The 19482-nt window shown below is 64.7% G+C and carries 18 protein-coding genes; 15 read left to right on the top strand and 3 right to left on the bottom strand.

The annotated features are described in order from the left end of the window. Window positions 1-35: 35 nt before the first annotated feature. From flgE to AC07O2_RS20600, 10 genes are all read left to right on the top strand, one after another. Window positions 36-1253 carry a flagellar hook protein FlgE gene (gene flgE, locus AC07O2_RS20645; protein ID WP_495234224.1) on the top strand — a complete coding sequence of 406 codons (1218 nt, stop codon included), beginning with the start codon at window positions 36-38 and terminating at the stop codon, window positions 1251-1253. Window positions 1254-1282: 29 nt separating this feature from the next. Then, window positions 1283-2023 carry a flagellar basal-body rod protein FlgF gene (flgF, locus tag AC07O2_RS20640; protein ID WP_495098504.1) on the top strand — a complete coding sequence of 247 codons (741 nt, stop codon included), beginning with the start codon at window positions 1283-1285 and terminating at the stop codon, window positions 2021-2023. A gap of 27 nt (window positions 2024-2050) precedes the next feature. Continuing rightward, complete coding sequence (gene flgG / locus AC07O2_RS20635) at window positions 2051-2833, top strand: flagellar basal-body rod protein FlgG (protein ID WP_495098505.1); 783 nt, start codon at window positions 2051-2053, stop codon at window positions 2831-2833. 21 nt (window positions 2834-2854) lie between these two features. After that, window positions 2855-3538, top strand: coding sequence for a flagellar basal body L-ring protein FlgH (locus AC07O2_RS20630; RefSeq protein WP_495098506.1), 684 nt, complete (start codon window positions 2855-2857; stop codon window positions 3536-3538). Between the two features lie 114 nt (window positions 3539-3652). After that, window positions 3653-4750: a flagellar basal body P-ring protein FlgI gene (locus AC07O2_RS20625; RefSeq protein ID WP_495098585.1), complete on the top strand. Its 1098-nt coding sequence runs from the start codon at window positions 3653-3655 to the stop codon at window positions 4748-4750. A 61-nt stretch (window positions 4751-4811) separates the two neighbouring features. Further along, complete coding sequence (gene flgJ, locus AC07O2_RS20620; protein WP_495105740.1) at window positions 4812-5666, top strand: flagellar assembly peptidoglycan hydrolase FlgJ; 855 nt, start codon at window positions 4812-4814, stop codon at window positions 5664-5666. A 9-nt stretch (window positions 5667-5675) separates the two neighbouring features. Continuing rightward, window positions 5676-7574: a flagellar hook-associated protein FlgK gene (gene flgK, locus AC07O2_RS20615; protein ID WP_495234223.1), complete on the top strand. Its 1899-nt coding sequence runs from the start codon at window positions 5676-5678 to the stop codon at window positions 7572-7574. 16 nt (window positions 7575-7590) lie between these two features. After that, window positions 7591-8874: a flagellar hook-associated protein FlgL gene (flgL, locus tag AC07O2_RS20610; RefSeq protein WP_495234222.1), complete on the top strand. Its 1284-nt coding sequence runs from the start codon at window positions 7591-7593 to the stop codon at window positions 8872-8874. 10 nt (window positions 8875-8884) lie between these two features. After that, complete coding sequence (locus AC07O2_RS20605; RefSeq protein WP_495234221.1) at window positions 8885-10105, top strand: HDOD domain-containing protein; 1221 nt, start codon at window positions 8885-8887, stop codon at window positions 10103-10105. Between the two features lie 251 nt (window positions 10106-10356). Then, window positions 10357-11559: an ammonium transporter gene (locus tag AC07O2_RS20600; protein ID WP_495234220.1), complete on the top strand. Its 1203-nt coding sequence runs from the start codon at window positions 10357-10359 to the stop codon at window positions 11557-11559. A gap of 42 nt (window positions 11560-11601) precedes the next feature. Here AC07O2_RS20600 and AC07O2_RS20595 read toward each other — a convergent pair whose 3' ends face one another. From AC07O2_RS20595 to AC07O2_RS20585, 3 genes are all read right to left on the bottom strand, one after another. Next, window positions 11602-11841 (bottom strand): hypothetical protein, encoded by a 240-nt coding sequence (locus AC07O2_RS20595; protein WP_495234219.1) that lies wholly within the window; start codon window positions 11839-11841, stop codon window positions 11602-11604. 267 nt (window positions 11842-12108) lie between these two features. Beyond that, window positions 12109-13098 (bottom strand): TraB/GumN family protein, encoded by a 990-nt coding sequence (locus tag AC07O2_RS20590; protein ID WP_495234218.1) that lies wholly within the window; start codon window positions 13096-13098, stop codon window positions 12109-12111. A 12-nt stretch (window positions 13099-13110) separates the two neighbouring features. Further along, window positions 13111-14520 (bottom strand): aminotransferase-like domain-containing protein, encoded by a 1410-nt coding sequence (locus tag AC07O2_RS20585; protein WP_495234217.1) that lies wholly within the window; start codon window positions 14518-14520, stop codon window positions 13111-13113. Between the two features lie 122 nt (window positions 14521-14642). Between AC07O2_RS20585 and AC07O2_RS20580 the strand changes: the two genes are divergently transcribed. The 5 genes from AC07O2_RS20580 to AC07O2_RS20560 all read left to right on the top strand — a co-directional run bounded on the left by AC07O2_RS20580 (window position 14643) and on the right by AC07O2_RS20560 (window position 19480). After that, on the top strand, window positions 14643-15560 hold the full coding sequence (locus AC07O2_RS20580) for a DMT family transporter (protein ID WP_495234216.1): 918 nt from the start codon (window positions 14643-14645) through the stop codon (window positions 15558-15560). Between the two features lie 150 nt (window positions 15561-15710). Continuing rightward, entirely contained in the window at window positions 15711-16301 is a 591-nt protein-coding gene (locus AC07O2_RS20575; RefSeq protein WP_495234215.1) for a LysE family translocator, read from the top strand. Window positions 16302-16366: 65 nt separating this feature from the next. After that, on the top strand, window positions 16367-17539 hold the full coding sequence (locus tag AC07O2_RS20570) for an aminotransferase-like domain-containing protein (protein ID WP_495234214.1): 1173 nt from the start codon (window positions 16367-16369) through the stop codon (window positions 17537-17539). Between the two features lie 76 nt (window positions 17540-17615). Then, on the top strand, window positions 17616-18548 hold the full coding sequence (locus AC07O2_RS20565) for a PhzF family phenazine biosynthesis protein (protein WP_495234213.1): 933 nt from the start codon (window positions 17616-17618) through the stop codon (window positions 18546-18548). A gap of 77 nt (window positions 18549-18625) precedes the next feature. Continuing rightward, window positions 18626-19480: a PhzF family phenazine biosynthesis protein gene (locus AC07O2_RS20560; protein WP_495234212.1), complete on the top strand. Its 855-nt coding sequence runs from the start codon at window positions 18626-18628 to the stop codon at window positions 19478-19480. Window positions 19481-19482 lie beyond the last annotated feature (2 nt).

Genomic DNA, 19482 nt, shown 5'->3' with positions numbered 1-19482 from the left:
CCAGCCCTCTCTCACCGTACTTTCAGGAGCACTCCATGAGCTTTCAACAAGGCCTTTCCGGCTTGAACGCCTCCAGCCAAAACCTGGACGTGATTGGCCACAACATCGCCAACGCCAACACCACCGGCATGAAAGCCTCGCGCGCCGAATTTGCCGAGCTGTATGCCTCGTCCCTGGGCAGTACCGGCGGTGTGAGCAAGGGCCTTGGGGTGGAAGTACAAACCATCTCGCAGCAATTTACCCAAGGCAACATCAGCGTCACCGGCAACTCGCTGGACGTGGCCATCAACGGCAATGGCTTCTTCCAGCTGCAACTGACCGACGGCAGTACGGCTTATGGTCGGGACGGCGCATTCAAGCTGAATAAATCCGGTGAAATCATCACCAATGATGGCGCCCACCTCTTGGGACTCACCGCCGCCGCCGATGGCACCATTCCTACCGGCGGTGCCGTCGGCCCCTTGACGCTGCCCACCGGAGGCGAGATCCCAGCGGTCGCCACCTCCGCCGTCACCCTGGGCTTCAACCTGGACGCGTCCGCCGCCGTGGCCACTGGTGGCCCACCGCCCGCCGCCCTGGTGCCGGTGCTGCAAACCTACGGTACCTCCATCACCACCTACAACGCCCAAGGCGCTGAAATCCCGGTGAGTGTGTATTTCACCAAGACGGCAGCCAACACCTGGGACGTCTACGCCAGCGTGGACGGCGGCACCGTGACCAACCAAGGTACCTTGACCTATGACGTCAACGGCAACCCGATCTCGCCCAGTTTGACCAGCCTCACGCTGCCCGACGCCGTCGGCGGCACCGTGACTGCCACACTGGACGCCAGTTCGTCCACCCAATACGGTTCCAAATTCGCCGTGAATACCGCCACCCAGGACGGCCAAGCCCCCGGCACGCTGACAGCAATTACCATTGACTCCAGCGGTATCGTCCAGGGTACCTACTCCAACGGTAAGTCGCTGGCGGCGGGGCAAATCCAGCTGGCCACCTTCACCAATGTGCAGGGCCTGGCGCCGATTGGCAGCAATTTCTGGCGCGCCACTCCGTCCAGCGGCGACCCATCGGCCAAAGGCGTACCCGGCAGCGGCAACCTGGGCTCCCTGCGTGCCGGCGCACTGGAGGACTCCAACGTAGACCTGACCAAGGAGCTGGTCAACATGATGACCGCCCAGCGCGCCTACCAGGCCAATGCACAAACCATCAAGACCCAGGACCAGGTGATGTCCACCTTGGTGAACCTGCGTTAATAAGCTGGCCTGCCTGAGGACGCCCCGCCATGGACCACATCATTTACACCGCGATGACAGGTGCCAACACCGCGTCAAACCGACAAGCGGTGCTGGCCAACAACCTGGCCAACGTGTCCACCAACGGCTTTCGGGCAGAGCTGGCAACATTCCGCTCGGTGCCCTTGAACGGCCCCGGCTCCAGCACCCGCGTCTTCGCTCTGGAAACCACCACTGGCCACTCGGAACTGCCTGGCCCGGTACAGCGCACCGGCCGCAACCTGGATGCCATGGCCCAAGGCAATGCCTGGTTCGCCGTGCAAGGCCTGGACGGTACCGAGGCCTACACCCGCTCCGGCGTGTTTGAGATTTCCCCTACCAGCACCCTGGTCACACCGACCGGTCTGCCCGTGCTGTCCGACGGTGGCTCCCCCATCGACGTACCCAATGGCGCAGAAATCACCCTGGGCAGCGATGGCACCATCAGCGCCAAGGTGGCTGGGCAAGCCCCTACCAACCTGGGGCGCCTGAAGATGGTGACCCCGACCACCGACGACCCGCTCAAACGGGGCGACGACGGCCTGTTTCGCGCCACCTCCGGCGACCCCTTGCCCCAGGACGGCACGGCCAAACTGCTGGCCGGCGCCATAGAAGGCTCCAACGTCAACGCCGTGGAAACCATGGTTGGAATGATCCAGGTGGCACGCCAGTTCGAAACCCAGATGCGCTTGCTGCAAACCGCCGAAACCAATGACAAGAGCGCCAGCCAGCTGCTGAACGTACAGGGCTGAAATGCCCGCTAAAGAGAAAGAACTGCCATGATCAACTCCCTGTGGATCGCCAAGACCGGCATGGAAGCCCAGCAAACCCAGCTGGACGTCATCTCGCACAACCTGGCCAACTCCTCCACCACGGGCTACAAACGTGCCAACGCGGTTTTTGAAGATCTGATCTACCAGAACCTGCGCCAGGTCGGAGCCAACAGCACGGAACAAAACCAGCTGCCCACCGGCCTGCATCTGGGCCTGGGCGTGCGCACGGTGTCCACCACCCGTTCGTTCGCGCAGGGTAGCCTGCAGCAAACCGGCAACACCCTGGACGTAGCGATCAACGGCAACGGCTTCTTCCAGGTCAACCAGTCGGATGGCACCATAGGCTATACCCGCGATGGCTCCTTTCAGGTCGATTCACAAGGCCGCCTGGTCACGGCCGAGGGCCTGACTGTGGCCAGCGGCGTGACCATTCCGGTCAACACCCAAAGCGTCACCATCAGCACCGACGGCTCGGTGACCGTCATGCTGGCCGGCAATGCCACGCCGCAGCCTGCAGGCAATATCACGATGGCCAACTTCATCAACCCGGCTGGCCTGGAGCCCAAGGGCGGCAATTTGTACATCGAAACCGCTGCCTCGGGCCAACCCACCACCGGCACCCCCGGCGTCAGCGGCATGGGTGTGATCAAGCAAGGCTTCGTAGAAAGCTCGAACGTGAACATGGTGCAGGAACTGGTCACCATGATCCAGACCCAGCGCGCCTACGAGATGAACTCCAAGGCCGTGCAAACCTCCGACCAGATGTTGCAAAAGCTGGCGCAGCTCTAAAACTGCGCGAGGAGTTTCACCATGCGTATCCCCTTGACTGCCGCTATCGCACTGGGCCTGCTTTGCACCGGCTGCGCAACCATACACAACTCGCCCAAGGTCGATTTCGCCGAAGCAACCACACCGCGCGCCATTCCCACCATGTCGCCGGAATCCACCGGTCCGGCCACAGGCAGCCTGTTTTCCACCAACCGCTACCGGCCCGGTTTCGAAGACCGCCGCCCCCGCATGGTCGGCGATACGCTGACCATCCAGATCGTAGAAAACGTCACGGCCAGCCAAACCTCCACCTCCACCATTGACCGCAAGGACACCCTGGCCTCCAGCGTAACGGCACTGCCGTTTACCGGTACCGGCATGCTGGGCAAACTGGGCGTAGGTGCAGATTCGTCCAATGCGTTCTCCGGCAAGGGCGGCACCAGCAGCGCTAACACCTTTACCGGCTCCATTACTGCCACCGTGGTCCAGGTTCTGCCCAACGGCCACCTGGTCGTGGCCGGCGAGAAGCAAATCGGTGTCAACGAAAACGTGGACGTTCTGCGCTTCACAGGCACGGTGGACCCGCGCTCCGTCCAACCCGGCAGCATCGTCAGCTCGGCGGCGGTCGCGAATACACGCATTGAATCCAAGGGCCGTGGCGCACAAGGCGAAGCCCAGGCATTAGGCTGGTTGTCCCGGTTCTTTTTGAACGTTCTGCCTTTCTGATGCGCCGGAAAATAGTGCTAAAGGTTTAGCCAAATCGGCCGAACCACTCTGTAGAACAGGTTGTTCGCCATGCATTTCTTCCGCCGCCAGCCAGCACTCCGTGTTTCGACATGGATGGCAGCGCTATGCATGGCCGTCGGCATGCTGGCAGCCCTGCCGGCCCAGGCTTTGCGCATCAAGGAACTGGCCGAAGTCCAAGGCGTGCGCAGCAACCAGTTGACCGGCTACGGCCTGGTTGTGGGCCTGGACGGCACCGGCGACCAGACCACCCAGATGCCCTATACCACCCAGAGCCTGGGCAGCTATCTGCAGCAAATGGGCATCACCCTGCCCGCCAGCCTGACCTCGTCGCTGCAGCTGAAGAACGTGGCGGCGGTCATTGTCACAGCCCAATTGCCCGCATTCGCCCAACCAGGCCAGAAAATTGACATCAACGTCGCCTCCATGGGCAATGCCAAATCGCTCAAGGGTGGACTGCTGATTGCCACCCCCCTGCGCGGTGCAGACGGTGAAATCTACGCCATGGCCCAAGGCAATATGGTGGTGGCCGGCGCTGGCGCAGCCGCTGGCGGAAGCAAGGTCCAGATCAACCACCTCAGCGCAGGTCGCATCCCCGAAGGCGCCCAGGTGGAACGCAGCGTTCCCACACCTTTGCAAGACGGTGACTTCATCACCCTCGGCCTCAACTCATCCGACTTCCAGACCGCCCGCCGGGTCGCAGAAGCCATCAACAGCAAGCTGGGCCGCGGCCTGGCGAATGCACTGGATGGCCGCACCATCCGTGTGCGCGCCCCGAACGACCCGAACTCCCGCGTGAACTTCCTGGCCGACCTGGAAGAGCTACCGCTGGAGGCCTCGGCACCAGCCGCCAAGGTGGTCATAAATTCGCGTACCGGCTCCATCGTGCTGAACCAGTCGGTCACGCTAGGCCCTTGCGCCATCGCCCACGGCAACCTGTCCATCAGCATCAGCACCACACCATCGGTCAGCCAGCCCAATCCGCTGTCACAAGGCCAAACCGTGGTGACCGAAAAAAGCAATATCCAGATCAAGCAGGAACCTGGCATCCTGATACAGGTACCGCCCTCCCCCCAGTTGGCGGACGTGGTGCGCGCCCTGAACGCCCTGGGCGCTACGCCGCAGGACCTGCTGGCCATTTTGCAAGCCATCAAGGCCGCGGGCGCATTGAATGCGGAGCTGGAGGTCATATGACCCATATGACCTACATGACCTCCCTCAGGCTTCGCAGCGTTTAAGACGATGAAAGGTTGATATGTCCATCCAGCAGACATCATCCGTCGCAACCAACTCGCTCGCCGCAGACGCGAAGTCGCTGAACGCGCTGAAACTGCAAGCGGGCAAGGACAGCCCGGCGGCCATCAAGGAAACTGCCAAGCAGCTGGAATCCCTGTTCATGCGCGAGCTGATCAAAAGCATGCGCGAAGCGACCACCAAGTCCGGCATGATGGACAGCGCTGGAGAAAGCCTTGGCACCGATCTGCTGGACCAGCAGTTCTCAGTGATGATGTCCGGCCAACCCGGTGGAATCTCGGCGGCCATCGAACGCCAGCTGTCACGGCAAACTGTGCCCAGCGACAGCTCGGAGCTCAAGATGGGCCCCGCTCCCAGCCCCGCTCCCGCCAAGCCAGCCACCATCAGCCAAACAGAGTTTGTGGAAAAACACAACACTGCCGCCTCCGTGGTGGAGCAGGCCACCGGCATCCCCGCCAGCTATATGCTGGGCCAGGCCGGCCATGAAACCGGCTGGGGCAAACATGAAATCAAGAACGCCGACGGCAGCACCTCGTTCAACCTGTTCGGCATCAAGGCTGGTGCCGGCTGGACCGGCAAGACCGCCACCGTCACGACCACCGAGGTGGTGAACGGCGAAGTGCGCAAGGTCAAGGCCAAGTTCCGCGCCTACGACTCGTACCAAGATTCGTTCCGCGATTACGCCAAGCTCATCAACGACAACCCGCGCTACGCCCAGGCTCGCCAGCAAACCGGCTCTGCCCAGGCCTATGCCACCGAGCTCAAGCGCGCCGGCTATGCCACCGACCCCGACTACGCTGCCAAGCTGAACCGGGCCATCAGCACCACGCAGCAGCTGCGTCGGGCCTACGCATAAGAGAGCACCATGGCTGACCTTCTCAATCTCGGGGCGCGTGCGCTGGTTGTCAATGCATCCGCGTTGCAAACCATTGGCAACAATATCGCCAACGCCAATACGGTTGGCTATTCACGCCAGTCCGTGGTACTCCAGACGGTCGAAGGCCAGTTTACGGGTGGTGGCTATATCGGCCAAGGCGTTGATCTGGCTACGATCCAACGTAACCACGACGAATACCTGACGCGCCAAGCGGCCCTGTCCAAGTCGGTCACGGCCTCTGACGTGTCCCGCGCCAACAAGCTGCTGCTCATGGAAAACGTCTTTACCGGCGGAACCAATGGCCTGGGCGCTGCGGTCAACGACATGCTGAACGCCTACTCTGACGTAGCCAGCGCGCCGACCGACCTGACCGCGCGCACCGTGGTGCTGAGTCGCACCAATGAAGCCGCTGCCCGCTTCAATGACGCTGCATCACAGCTGGACAATATCCAGAGCGGCCTCACCACCGAGCTACAGGACAAGATCACACAGATCAACACCCTGACCACCAATATCGCCGCAGTCAACGGCCAGATCCAGCGCGCCAAAGGCACAGGCCAATCGCCCAATGACTTGCTGGACAAGCGCGACAACCTGATCAACCAGCTCAACCAGTACGTACAAACCAGCCAGATCGAGGCCGACGACGGCACCGTCACGGTGCTGGCCTCCGGCAGCCAGCCGCTGGTGCTGGGCACGACCGCTGCCAGCTTGAAGGTGCAGGCCGATCCGCAGGACGCCTCACGCAGCCAGGTCGCCATCGTGCGTGGCAATTCCTCCGTGGTAATGGACGAGAACATGATGGGTGGCGGCGAAATAGCCGGCCTGCTGAAATTCCAGAACACCGACCTGGCCGAAGGCAAGAACCTGCTGGGGCGCCTGGCGGTCAGCATCACTACGGTCGCCAACGCGCAGCACCAGTTGGGCCTGGACCTGGACGGCAATCCGGGTGGCAATCTGTTCAGCCCGGTCGTGATGACGAATGGCGCCGGCGCCCCCGCCAACACCGGCAGCGGCACGATCGCCTTGGCGGTGGACCCGGCCAATGTTGCCAAGCTGCAGGCCTCCGATTACGTGGTGACCTATAGCTCCAGCAGCACCTTCACGGTGACGCGCAAGTCCGACAACACCGTGATCACCCCCGATGCCACCACCGGCAGCTACGACGGCCTGATGCTGACCATGGGTGGCACCGCCAACGCCGGCGACAGCTTCTTGCTACAACCCTATAACACCGCAGCCAGCAAGATCACGGCCGCCTTCTCCTCGCCGCGCCAGCTGGCCGTGTCCAGCCCGGTGCAGGCCAGCATGGGCACCACCAATACCGGCAGCCTGTCGGTAGCCAGTCTTGCGGCCAAGTCTGTGCCCATCCCCGCAGCCGTCACGCTGACCTTCACGGGCACCAACACCTACACGCGCTCAGACGTGGCCGGCACCTTCACTTACAGCCCGGGCACCCCGATTCCGGCCGACACCACCAACGCGGCAACCGGCTGGTCGCTGACCATGGCAGGCGTCGCCCAGGCTGGCGACACCGTGACCCTGGGGCCGGCCAACACCAGCTTCGCCCAGCTCAATGCCGGCAATGCCGACGCCATGCTGGACCTGCGCGACATGCAGTTGTTCGACGGCGCCAAGCTGTCCGATGGCTATGCCGCGCTGATGTCGCAGGTCGGCGTCAAAGTGCAAAGCGTGCAGTACACCGCCGACGTGTCCAAATCGATCTCCGACAACCTGGAGACATCGCGTACCGGCGTTTCCGGCGTGAACCTGGACGAAGAAGCCGCCCGCCTGCTGCAATACCAACAGGCCTACCAGGCATCGGCCAAGATGATCCAGATCTCGCAGAGCGTTTTCGACAGCATGCTGCAAAGCATTGGCCATTGATCCCGAGGAGAGTTAGATGAGCAACAGCTTCACCCGTCTGGGCTCCGCCAACGGCTACGACCAGGCCCTGCGCAACCTGAGCAACCGCTATGCCCAGCTCTCGTCGCTGCAAGAAAATGTGACCTCCGGCAAGAAGATCCTGCGCGCCAGCGACGACCCCACCGGAGCCGGCCAGGCCGAGCGTGCCACCACCCGCATTGAACGCATCAAGACGGAAGCCCGCGCCCTGAACAACCAGGTCAGCTCCATCAGCCAGGCGGAATCCACCCTGGGCAAAGCCAGCGACCTGCTCACCTCCTTCCGCGATCTGGTGGTACAGGCAGGCAACGGTGCCAACAGCCCGACCGAGCGCGAAACCATCGCCAAACAGCTCACCGGCATCCGGGACGAACTGTTGACCCTGGCCAACACCAAGGACAGCAACGGTATGCCGCTGTTCAACGGCCTGGGCAGTACAGCCACACCATTCCAGACCAGCGCCGACGGCGTAGCCCCCGACCCGGACTACAGCTTCAACGGACTGCCGGGCCAGAATTCGGCCACCACGGTCGCCATTCCCTACGCACTGGACGGCCGCGCCACCTGGATGGATGTGCCGCAAGGCAATGGCGTGTTCAACATCAGCCTGGGCAGCACCAATACCGGCACCGCGTTTTCCGATGTAGGGACGGTGGTGGATGCCACCACCGCCGCTGCCCAGGGCACCGACTACACCATCAACTTCACCGCGCCCGTAGCCCCGGCCACCGGCGCCACCACCTACACGGTGACCGATAACACCACGGCCACCACCTCGGCGGCCCAGACCTACACAGCCGGCCAGGCCATCACCATGGGCGGCATCTCCATGGTGGTGCGCGGCACGCCGGGCAATGGCGACACGCTGGACGTCAACGCCAATGTGCTGGCCAACCGGCCTAGCATCTTCAGCGTGCTGGACCGCACCATCGACTCCATGTTTGCCAAGAACTCGGCAGGCGTGACCACCACCACCGGTGCCAAGAGCACCGACGCCAACTTCAACCAGGAACAGGCCATCTCCCTGGCGCAGATCGACAACAGCCTGGCCAAGATCAGTGCCAGCCGCGGCCACGCAGGCGACCTGCTGAACCGGGCCGACCGCATCACCGACGCGCAAACCCTCAAGTCCACGCAGGCCGAGACCGACCGATCCAACGCGGAAGACATCGACATGTACGCCGCCGTGGCCGACCAGAAGAACCAGCAAACCGCCTACCAGGCCGCCCTGCAGTCCTACGCCTCGATACAGAAGCTGTCCCTGTTCAACTACATCAGCTGAGCCCCATGCCATGAACGCCACCGTGCTGGGCAGCGTCAGCCTGGGCTACCGGCCACTGTGGGACCGGCGCCGCTCGCTGTCGGCAGTGCAGTTGCTCATAGAAGCGCGGCCCGACACCGCCGTGGATGCAGGCCACCTGCTCGCCGCCCTGCAGGAACAGGGCGACGCCAGCACCCCGCCCTGGCTGCTCTCTCCCAACTCACCCGAGCTGCTGCGCGACCTACTGGACCAGACCAGCTCCAGCCGGCACTGGATAGAAGTACGCGGCGACTGGCTGCAGGCCCCCGCCATCAGCGACCGCGTGCAGCGTGCGCAGCGGCGCGGCCTGCGCATGGTGTGGCGCGGCGAGGCCGATATGCTGCCCGGTGGCGCGCTGGAGCGCTGCTTTTTCACCCACCTGCTCTACCTGTCGCCCCAGGCCGCGCTCAGTGCTTTGCAAGCCGCTGCACGCAAGCGGGCCGGTGCCCAGGGCGCGCTGCACAGCCCGGTGCAGGCAGGCCAGATCTACGAAGGCATTGCCAGCCGCCTGCTGATGGAGCATTGCCTGGACCAGCAAAACGCCGCCGCGCTGCTGGGCTGGCCGGACGAAGACATCCTCTACGCCCTGCAGCACAAGGCCACCGGCCCGGACCGCCAGGCCGTGCTGCAAATGATCCGCGCCGTGGACGAAGACCGCAGCACCGAGCACATCGAAGCCCTGCTGTGCGCCGAGCCCATACTCACCTTCCGCTTCCTGGCCTATGCCAACTCGGCCTCCGTGGGCCTGCGCAACACCATCGAGTCGGTGCGCCACGGCCTGATGATGCTGGGCCTGCAGGCGCTGCGCCGTTGGCTGTATGAAATCCTGCCCGGCGCCTCCAGCGACCCGAATCTGCGGCCGGTCAAAGCCTCCATCGTGCTGCGCGCCAAGCTGATGGAACACCTGATGCACGCTGGCGCCGAGCAGGAGCTGAGCCGCGAGATCTACCTCTGCGGCCTGTTCTCGCAAATCGACGTGCTGATGGGCGAGCCCCTGGGCACGGCGCTGCACCGGGTGCCGCTGTCCAGTCGTATCTACGCGGCCACTCTGCACGGAAGCGGCCCCTACGCCCCCCTGCTGCAGATTGCCTGCGCGCTGGAAAACGGCCACGGCACCGCCACCCGCGCACTCTGCCACCAGTTGGGCATGCCGCTGGAAGACGTGAACCGCGCCCTGCTGCGCACCCTGGCCGCGCTGAAACTCGCCGTTTGAGCTGACCCGTGCACCGAGGTGGCGCCTACCGCGTCTGCTATGCACCTCACTCAAAATATATAGAAATCGGCCTCTAGCGCAGGAAATATCTGTGCCAATAGCTATTTAAAACATAGCAACTCAAACCCATCGATTCCGGCAACACCGCGTACGCGCACACATACGGTGCGATTCTTGCTTTGTTTTGGAGCATGCCTGTGCAATCCTGCTTTGGCGCACCAAAACAAACCAATTTATCTCTCGGAGAAGCTATGGAAGCACTAAAACAGGGCGCGGACGCCTTGTTCATTCTGCTCGGCGGCATCATGGTCCTGGCCATGCATGCCGGTTTCGCATTTTTAGAACTCGGTACGGTTCGCAAGAAGAACCAGGTCAATGCGCTGGTCAAGATCATGGTGGACTTCTCGGTCTCCACCGTGGCGTACTTCGTGGTCGGCTACGCCGTGGCCTATGGCACCTCGTTTTTCGTCGGCGCCGAAGAGCTGGCCCTGCACAATGGCTACGCGCTGGTGAAGTTCTTCTTCCTGCTCACCTTCGCGGCCGCTATTCCGGCCATCATCTCGGGTGGCATTGCCGAACGCGCGCGCTTCTGGCCGCAGCTGATCGCCACCTCGGTCATCGTCGGCTTTGTCTATCCCTTTTATGAAGGCATTGCCTGGAACCAGCATTTCGGTGTGCAAGCCTGGCTGAAAGCCACGACCGGCGCCGAGTTCCACGACTTTGCCGGCTCCGTCGTGGTGCATGCCCTGGGCGGCTGGCTGGCGCTGCCGGCCGTGCTGCTGCTGGGTGCACGCAGCAACCGCTACCGCAAGGACGGCAGCCTCAGTGCCCACCCGCCATCGAACATCCCCTTCCTGGCGCTGGGCGCCTGGGTGCTGTGCGTGGGCTGGTTCGGCTTCAACGTGATGAGCGCGCAGACGCTGGACAAAATCTCCGGCCTGGTGGCCGTGAATTCGCTGATGGCCATGGTGGGCGGCACGCTGGTGGCCCTGGTGCTGGGCCGCAACGACCCCGGCTTTGTGCACAACGGCCCGCTGGCTGGCCTGGTTGCCGTGTGCGCCGGCTCCGACCTGATGCACCCGCTAGGCGCGCTGGTGGTGGGCGGCGTGGCCGGCGCCATCTTTGTGCAGATGTTCACCCTGACACAGAACAAATGGAAGATCGACGACGTGCTGGGCGTGTGGCCGCTGCACGGCCTGTGCGGCACCTGGGGTGGCATCGCGGCAGGCATCTTTGGCAGCAAGGCCCTGGGCGGCATCGGCGGCGTCAGCCTGCCGGCACAGCTGATCGGCACGGCCATGGGCGCGGGCTGGGCCCTGCTGGCCGGCACCGTGGTCTACGGTGCACTCAAGTCCAGCATGGGCCTGCGCCTATCGGCCGAAGAAGAATTTGACGGCGCCGACCTGTCCATCCACAAGATCGGCGCCACGCCCGACCGCGAAGCCAGCTGGTAGCAGCTTGGCCCCCCGGGGCCTGCTGCAGGCCCCTGCAACGCCCTAGTGCAAAAAGCTGGGCGGCGCGTCGTGGGATGATTTGAACTTGCCCTGCCAGCCGGCCCGCGAATGGGACCTGGCCGGGGAGTTCTTGGCACGCCGCTCCACTACGGGGCGCGACTGCTCTTCCTGCAGCCGCTTGTCCAGCTCGGCCTTGAGCTGCACCACGACCGCATCGCCCTCCCCATAACGGCTGCGCAGGTCATCCAAAAGACTATCCAAGCCGAATGCGTGTGTAGGCATAAGTCCACTCCCGTGAAAAGTAGCGGACGCCAGTGTAGGTTGGATGCCCCAGCCCATGGGTAACAAACTGCAGCCCATGCTGCCGGTACCACGCCCAACTCTGCAAAACTTGATGCGCATCAAACTGCACACATGGGTGCCCTACGTTACGCTTGAGGCCTACGAAAAGACATAGAGAAAAGTGCCTCCAGCGCAGGAAATACATACGCAATAAGCTACATAATTTATAGCAAAAATAGCCGGCATACGCGCCACGTCTGCCGCAGCTTAATTTTTGCCCGCAGAGCCAAATGCCACGCGCTGCACCCGGTAGCCATGCCGGGCCATCCAGGCCGGAATGCCGGTAGGGCCGACCATGTGCAGGCTGCCGACCGCAGCAAAGACAGAAGTACCCTGCCCATGCAGACGGTCTATGGCCTGCGCCATGCCGAGGTTGCGGTCGTCCAGCAGGGCTTTCATTGCGCGGCGCTCGCGGTCGTTCGCTGGAGCGCATTCGCACCAGGCCTTGTAGGCCTGCAAAGTGGCGTGGTCGCCCTCGTCCCACATGCGGACCATGCGCAAGGTGATACGGCGCACCTTGCCAGAAGCCATATCGTCCAATTGCTCCTGGACGCCCTCGTTACGCTCCTCGGCATTGGCGGCCAGCAGCAAGCGCACCTGGTCTTGCGGTGTTTCCAGCCCCACCACCGGCATGGCGCGCGCGTGGGCGATGGCGGCTAGCTGGACGTCTGCGCCCCAATCTCCCGAATATCCGTCGGCGCGCAGCATGCCAATGTCCAACATGGTCACCTGCATTTCCGGCGCAAACATATCGCTCAAAGCCGGGGGCAGGCAGGCTTGGGCCACCGCTTGGCGCAAACGCGCCTCCAAGGCGGGCGCCAGTACCTGATTGGGCTGGCGCGCCAAGCCTGCCATCAGGGCCTGGATGGTGGCGGGCACAGCGTCCATTTCCAGCGCCAGCTGCTGGCTCGCGTCCAGCGCGGCCTGGGTCTGTGGACCTGGCCGGGCCCAATCGGGTTTGCCTATATGCATGGTGCCGTACAGGTAGGAGGTGTGGCCGCCCTTGCTGATACGCCACAGAAAACCACGGTCGCGCACCGGGCTGTCTGGCATGGCCACCAGCGGTGGGTAGCGGCTGGCGCAGTCGGCGGGCGGTTCGTCTGCACTGGACGGCTGGGCCCAGGCCAGCAGCGGAGCCATCAGGCAGGCCGCCAAAGCGGCACAAAGAATACGGGGCAGCGGAAGGCTTAAAGACATCGCGCCAGCATATCAAGCCTCATCGCGCACCCGCGTAAACACCTTCCAGAAAGCCGCGTCCTGGGCGTTCGCAAAGTTGATGCGCATCAGGCTGCTGGGCTGGCGGTTGGCGTGGAACAGCGCGCCCGGGGCCAGCATATAGCCCTCGTCCAGCATGCGCTGGGCCAGCGCGTCGGTGTCCACGCCGGTATCCACCCAGCCAAACAGGCCGGCCGGCTCGGAGGCAAACCGGCAGCCGGCCGCCAGTACCAGCTTGGTGCTGCGGGCGCGCGCCTGGTCGAGCCGCTCGCGCACCCGTTCGGAATGGCGGCGCAGCTGGCCCTGGTCGATACACCAGGCCAGGGCTTTCTCCAGCAGGGCCGGGGTGGTCAGGGTGGCCAGCAGCTTGGTGTCGGTGAGCCGCTCGACCAGCGCCAGCGGCGCCGCCAGAAAGCCCACGCGCCAGCCCGGCGCCAGGATCTTAGAGAAACCGCTGGCGTACAGGGTGCGCTGCAGGCCGTCCAGCACACAGAGCCGGGTTGCGTGTTCGGGCGCCAGGTGGCTGTAGGTATCGTCTTCCAGGATGTAGAAGTTGTGCGCATTCGCCAGGGTCAGCACCCGGTGCGCGCTGCCCGGCGTCAGGCTGAAGCCGGTGGGGTTATGCAGCACGCTGACGCTGACAAACAGCTTAGGGCTGTGCGCCTCGCAGTAACGCGCCATCACCTCCAGGTCCGGCCCGTCGGCATGGCGCGGCACCGGCAGGATGCGCATGCCCATGGCCTCGAGCCGGGCAAATTCCACCGCCCAGCCCGGCTCCTCGACCATCACGTAATCGCCAGCGCGCAGCAGGGTGCGGCTGGCGATGTCCAGCGCATGGGTGGCGCCCACGGTGGTGATGATCTGCTCGGGCCCGGCGTGCACATGCAGGCCGGCCAGCTTTTTGGACAGGCTCTGGCGCAGGCCCGGGTCGCCGGCCGGGTCGCCGTAGCGGCGCGAAAAGTCTGCCGTGCCGGCCGCCACCCGGCGCACGGCTGCGGGCATGAAGCTGTTCTCCAGCCAATCCGGCGGCAGCACGCCCATACCCGGCTGGGGCTTGTCGCTATCGCCCTGGAACATGCCGCGCATCAGGGCCGTGGCGTCGATGGGGCGGCGCAGCGGGCCGTCGCTTGCTCCTGAATGTGTAGCTGCTCGCGCAAGTACATCCTGCGCTGGGGCCGTTTCTCTTACATAAAAACCGCGGTTCTTGCGGGCTTCGACCAGGCCCAGCGCCAGCAGCCGGTCGTAGGCTGCCACCACGGTGGAGGCGCTGACCTGGTGCTGCTGCGCGCACTGGCGCACCGAGGGCAGGCGCGCGCCGCCGGCCAGCAGGCGGCTGCGGATGCGCTCGGCGAAATGGCTGGCAAGCTGCTCGGTGAGCGACTGGGCGGCGGCTTTCATCAACATGGAATGCACTCCTGTGTGCTGGCCTCAGGACCAGTACAGATAAAAAACTGGCTGGTTAAAGTGTACTGCCAGTGTGCTGGTATTGCCACTACATTGGATGTCCACTCTGTACTTGCCACCGCATGACTACCTTGCACGCCACCCTCCCCCTTGCGCCCACCTCCGCCGAGCGCCGCGGCCTGTGGCTGGGCCTGCTGGGGGTGGTGATTTTTGCGTTGACCCTGCCCATGACGCGCCTGGCCGTGGGCACGTCGGCCGACCCGCAAATGTCCGGCGTATTCATCGCCATGGCCCGCGCCGCAGCCGCCGGGCTGCTGTCCATCGCCTTCCTGCTCGCCACCCGGGCCCCGCTGCCGCAGCGCGCCGACTGGTGGCCGCTGGCCCTGACCGCCTCGGGCGCGGTGTTCGGCTTCCCCTTGCTGACCTCCATCGCCATGCGGCACGTGGAAGCGGTACACGCCAGCGTGATCGTCGGCGTGCTGCCGCTGACCACCGCCGCCGCCGGTGCGCTGCTGCACCGCCAGCGCCCGTCCAAAGGCTTCTGGCTGTGTGCTGCCCTGGGCAGCGCGCTGGTGGTGGGCTTTGCGATGCTGCGCTCTGGAAGCGGCTTGTCCATACAGTCCGCCGATGTACTGCTGTTGCTGGCCATGCTGTTTGGCGCGGTGGGTTATGGATTTGGCGGCCTGCTGTCGCGGCGCATGCGGGCCGACCATGTGATCTGCTGGGCCCTGGTGATCTCGCTGCCGCTGACCGTGCCCGGCGCGGCGATCACCTGGCCTGCAACCGCGCTGCAGCCCACCAGCTGGTTGGCCTTTGGCTACCTGGCGGTGTTCTCGCAGTGGCTGGGCTTCTTCGCCTGGTACCGGGGCCTGGCGCTGGGCGGCACGGTGCGCGTCAGCCAGGTGCAGCTGGTGCAACCCTTTTTGAGCATGCTGTTCGCCGTGCCGTTGCTGGGCGAAAGGCTGGACGCGGTCACCGTCGGCTTCGGCCTGGCCGTGATCGCCGTGGTGTTCGTGGGCAAACGCATGCCTGTTCACTGAACACCCCCAGGCTGCAGTGCTACGCATCTTTCGCCAACCCCCTTGCAGGGGGCAACACCAGCAGCCTGGCAAAGCCAGTTCTGCGGTGTTTCTGGAAAGCGTGCGTTATGCATCTTTGAGTCGTTACGTTGATTGTTTTAAAGAAACCTTATGACCACCCAACTCTTCTTTGCGCTGACGCTGTTCGCCTTCGTCAGCTCCATCACCCCCGGCCCGAACAATCTGATGCTGCTGGCCTCGGGCGTGAACCACGGTTTTCGTGCCACGCTGCCGCACATGGCCGGGGTGTCGATCGGCTTCTTCATTCTGCTGGCCGCGGTCGGCCTGGGGTTGGGCCTGCTGTTTGAACAAATACCGCAGCTCTATCTGGTGCTGAAGTGGCTGGGCACGGCCTATCTGCTGTACCTGGCCTGGGGCGTGGCCACGGCCGGCGCGCCCCAAGACGCCGAGGCCAGCCACCCCATCAGCTTCTGGGGCGCGGCCGGTTTCCAGTGGGTCAACCCCAAAGCCTGGGTGATGGCGGTGGGCGCTTTCAGCAGCTATGTGCCAGCCCACAGCAGCCACGCACTGGTCGTAGCTGCGGCCGCCTGGTTTGCGATTGTCGGCATACCCGCCATCAGCCTGTGGGCCTTATCGGGCAGCCGGCTGCGCCACTGGTTGCGCATACCCCACTACCGGCGACTTTTCAACGGTTTGATGGCAGTTTTGCTGGTCGCTTCGCTCGCACCCATGCTGTCCTAGCCGACAATCCCTTTCCAACTACGCGTAAAAACCTGCCGCGCTGTGCGGCACCTTGAAAGAGCACCATGAGCATCCCCGCGAACCCCTGGCATCTGGCCGCCCGCACCGAGAAAATGAACTCTTCGGTGATCCGTGAAATCCTCAAGGTGACTGAACGCCCCGGCATCATCAGCTTTGCCGGCGGCCTGCCCTCGCCCAAGACCTTCCCGGTGGCTGAGTTCGCCGCGGCCTGCGAAAAGGTGCTGCACGAAGATGGCCGGGGCGCGCTGCAATACGCCGCCAGTGAAGGCTATGGCCCGCTGCGCGAGATCGTCGCCGCCCAACTGCCCTGGAATGTGGAAACCTCCCAGGTACTGATCACCACCGGCTCGCAGCAAGGCCTGGACCTGCTGGGCAAGGTGCTGATCGACCCGGGCAGCAAGGTGCTGGTGGAGACGCCCACCTACCTGGGCGCGCTGCAGGCCTTCGCCCCCATGGAGCCCAAGGTGGTCAGTGTGGCCAGCGATGACGAGGGCGTGGACCTGGACGACCTGGCCCGCAAGGCAGACAACGGCCGATTCTTCTACGTGCTGCCCAACTTCCAGAACCCCACCGGCCGCACTATGACCGAAGCCCGCCGCGCCGCCTTGGTGGAGCGCGCCGCCGCCGTCGGCCTGCCCCTGGTCGAAGACAACCCCTATGGCGACCTGTGGTTCGACGCGCCGCCGCCCGCGCCGCTGACCGCCCGCAACCCCGACGGCTGCGTCTACATGGGTTCGTTCTCCAAGGTACTGGCGCCCGGCCTGCGCCTGGGCTATGTGATCGCCCCCAAGGCGCTGATGCCCAAGCTGCTGCAGGCCAAGCAGGCCGCCGACCTGCACAGCCCCAGCTTCAACCAGCGCATGGTGGTGGCGGTGATGCAGGACGGCTTTCTGGCCCGCCACGTGCCGACCATCCGCACGCTGTACAAGGCCCAGCGCGATGCCATGCTGGCCGCCATGGAGCGTGAAATGCCTGCCGGCGTGACCTGGAATACGCCCGACGGCGGCATGTTCCTGTGGGCCCGCCTACCCGAAGGTATCCACGCCGTGGACCTGCTGCCCAAGGCGGTGGACCAGGGCGTGGCCTTTGTGCCCGGCAGCGCGTTCTACGCCGACCAGGCCGACCCACGCACCCTGCGCCTGTCCTTTGTGACGGCCAGCGTGGAACAAATCAATATCGGCATCAAGGCCCTGGCCGCGGCCATTCGCGCCCTCTAAACTCACACCCAATCCCCCTCTCCCCCGGCGGGGGGGACTGGGGGACACCACCGACAGCCACTCTGAAACACCCGCCATGTCCGCACTGCAACGCCCTTTCCAGCAAGTCGATGTTTTCACGCCCACCCCCTACCAGGGCAACCCCCTGGCGGTGGTGATGGACGGCACAGGTCTGAGCGAGGCGCAGATGCTGCGCTTCGCCAATTGGACCAATCTGTCAGAGACCGCCTTTCTGCTGCCACCCACGCCCGAGGGCCGGGCCGCTGGCGCCGACTACCGGGTGCGCATCTTCAGCCCCATCGACGAAATGCGCTTCGCCGGCCACCCCACGCTGGGCAGCTGCCACGCCTGGCTGCAAGCTGGCGGCCAACCCCGGCAGAGCGGTGTGGTGGTGCAGGAATGCCAGGTCGGCCTGGTGCGCATCCGCCGGCGCGACAGCCGCCTGTTCTTTGCCGCGCCGCCTTTGAAGCGCAGCGCCCCCAGTCCCATGCTGCTAGCCCAGTTGGCCGCCGCCCTGGGGCTGAAGGCACGCGACGTGGTGGCCGCGCAGATGCTGGACAACGGCTCGCCCTGGCTGGGCCTGCTGCTGGACAGCCCGCACACCGTGCTGCAGCTCAAGCCCGACCAGCTGGCGCTGAAGAACCTGGGCCACAAAGTCGGCGTGGTCGGCATCTACCCCCGGGAAGAGGCGCCGCCGCTGATAGGCCGTTCCAACCGCGAAGCCCGTGCCTTCGCCAAGTCGGCCTCGGCCAGCGAGCCCGAGCCCTTGCTGGAAGTGCGCGCCTTTGGCGCCCCGGTGGGCATCCTGGAAGACCCGGTCACCGGCAGCCTGAACGCCAGCCTGGCCCAGTGGCTGATCGCCGATGGCTACGCACCCGAGGAATACCTGGTGTCCCAAGGCACCTGCCTGGACCGCGCCGGCCGTATCCACATCGAACGCGATGCGCAGGGCCAGGTGTGGGTCGGCGGCGAGTCCGTTACCTGCGTCAGCGGCAGCGTACTGCTCTAGCCAAACGCTAGTTTTTTAATAGCTGTCTGCGCAGGCAATACCTGCGTTGGCGGCCTTTTTTCTTTATGGAGCCTGCCATGCCCAATCGTCCATTCCAGCAAGTCGATGTATTCACCGCAACGCCCTACCAGGGCAACCCGCTGGCCGTGGTGCTGGACGGAGCGGGCCTGGGCGACGCCGAGCTGCAACGCTTCGCCAACTGGACGCATCTGTCCGAAACCACCTTTCTGCTGCCGCCCACCGAGGCCGGCCGGGCGGCAGGAGCCGACTACCGGGTACGCATCTTCGACCCGGTAAGCGAGCTGCGCTTTGCCGGCCACCCCACGCTGGGCAGCTGCCACGCCTGGTTGCAAGCCGGTGGCCAGCCACAACGGCCGGGCGTGGTGGTGCAGGAATGCCAGGTCGGCCTGGTGCGCATACGCCGCGACGGCAGCCGCCTGCAGTTTGCCGCGCCGCCTATGCAACGCAGCACGCTGGCCCCAGCGCTAATGGCACAGATCATTGCCGCCATCGGACTGAAACCCCAGCAGCTGCTGGCCGCGCAAATGCTGGACAACGGCCTGCCCTGGCTGGGCCTGCTGCTGGACAGCCCGCAGACCGTGCTGGCGCTGGAGCCCGACCACGCGGCGCTGAAGAACACAGGCATCTGTGTCGGCGTGGTCGGCATCCACGCGGCCCCGGCCGACCCGCTGCTGGAGGTGCGCGCCTTCGCCGCCGCCGTCGAAGTGCCCGAAGACCCGGTCACCGGCAGCCTGAACGCCAGCCTGGCCCAGTGGCTGATCGCCGATGGCTTTGCTCCCACGCAATACCAGGCCGCCCAGGGCACGCGCCTGAACCGCCAAGGCCGGGTGCACGTCTACCAGGACACGGACGGCCAGGTGTGGGTGGGTGGCGAGTCCGTCACCTGCATCGAGGGCCGGGTGCTCCTGTAGTC

The sequence above is a fragment of the Rhodoferax sp. GW821-FHT10B06 genome (assembly GCF_059415605.1).
This window is presented reverse-complemented; position numbering and strand designations above follow the sequence as displayed.

Bases quoted from the DNA above. Each gene is read 5' to 3' on its own strand.
- flgK (WP_495234223.1), top strand. From the start codon at position 5,676: ATGGCTGACCTTCTCAATCTCGGGGCGCGTGCGCTGGTTGTCAATGCA.
- AC07O2_RS20560 (WP_495234212.1), top strand. From the start codon at position 18,626: ATGCCCAATCGTCCATTCCAGCAAGTCGATGTATTCACCGCAACGCCC.
- AC07O2_RS20565 (WP_495234213.1), top strand. From the start codon at position 17,616: ATGTCCGCACTGCAACGCCCTTTCCAGCAAGTCGATGTTTTCACGCCC.
- AC07O2_RS20595 (WP_495234219.1), bottom strand. From the start codon at position 11,841: ATGCCTACACACGCATTCGGCTTGGATAGTCTTTTGGATGACCTGCGC.
- flgG (WP_495098505.1), top strand. From the start codon at position 2,051: ATGATCAACTCCCTGTGGATCGCCAAGACCGGCATGGAAGCCCAGCAA.
- AC07O2_RS20580 (WP_495234216.1), top strand. From the start codon at position 14,643: ATGACTACCTTGCACGCCACCCTCCCCCTTGCGCCCACCTCCGCCGAG.
- AC07O2_RS20575 (WP_495234215.1), top strand. From the start codon at position 15,711: ATGACCACCCAACTCTTCTTTGCGCTGACGCTGTTCGCCTTCGTCAGC.
- AC07O2_RS20585 (WP_495234217.1), bottom strand. From the start codon at position 14,520: ATGTTGATGAAAGCCGCCGCCCAGTCGCTCACCGAGCAGCTTGCCAGC.
- AC07O2_RS20570 (WP_495234214.1), top strand. From the start codon at position 16,367: ATGAGCATCCCCGCGAACCCCTGGCATCTGGCCGCCCGCACCGAGAAA.
- flgL (WP_495234222.1), top strand. From the start codon at position 7,591: ATGAGCAACAGCTTCACCCGTCTGGGCTCCGCCAACGGCTACGACCAG.
- flgJ (WP_495105740.1), top strand. From the start codon at position 4,812: ATGTCCATCCAGCAGACATCATCCGTCGCAACCAACTCGCTCGCCGCA.
- flgF (WP_495098504.1), top strand. From the start codon at position 1,283: ATGGACCACATCATTTACACCGCGATGACAGGTGCCAACACCGCGTCA.
- AC07O2_RS20600 (WP_495234220.1), top strand. From the start codon at position 10,357: ATGGAAGCACTAAAACAGGGCGCGGACGCCTTGTTCATTCTGCTCGGC.
- AC07O2_RS20605 (WP_495234221.1), top strand. From the start codon at position 8,885: ATGAACGCCACCGTGCTGGGCAGCGTCAGCCTGGGCTACCGGCCACTG.
- flgE (WP_495234224.1), top strand. From the start codon at position 36: ATGAGCTTTCAACAAGGCCTTTCCGGCTTGAACGCCTCCAGCCAAAAC.
- AC07O2_RS20630 (WP_495098506.1), top strand. From the start codon at position 2,855: ATGCGTATCCCCTTGACTGCCGCTATCGCACTGGGCCTGCTTTGCACC.
- AC07O2_RS20590 (WP_495234218.1), bottom strand. From the start codon at position 13,098: ATGTCTTTAAGCCTTCCGCTGCCCCGTATTCTTTGTGCCGCTTTGGCG.
- AC07O2_RS20625 (WP_495098585.1), top strand. From the start codon at position 3,653: ATGGCAGCGCTATGCATGGCCGTCGGCATGCTGGCAGCCCTGCCGGCC.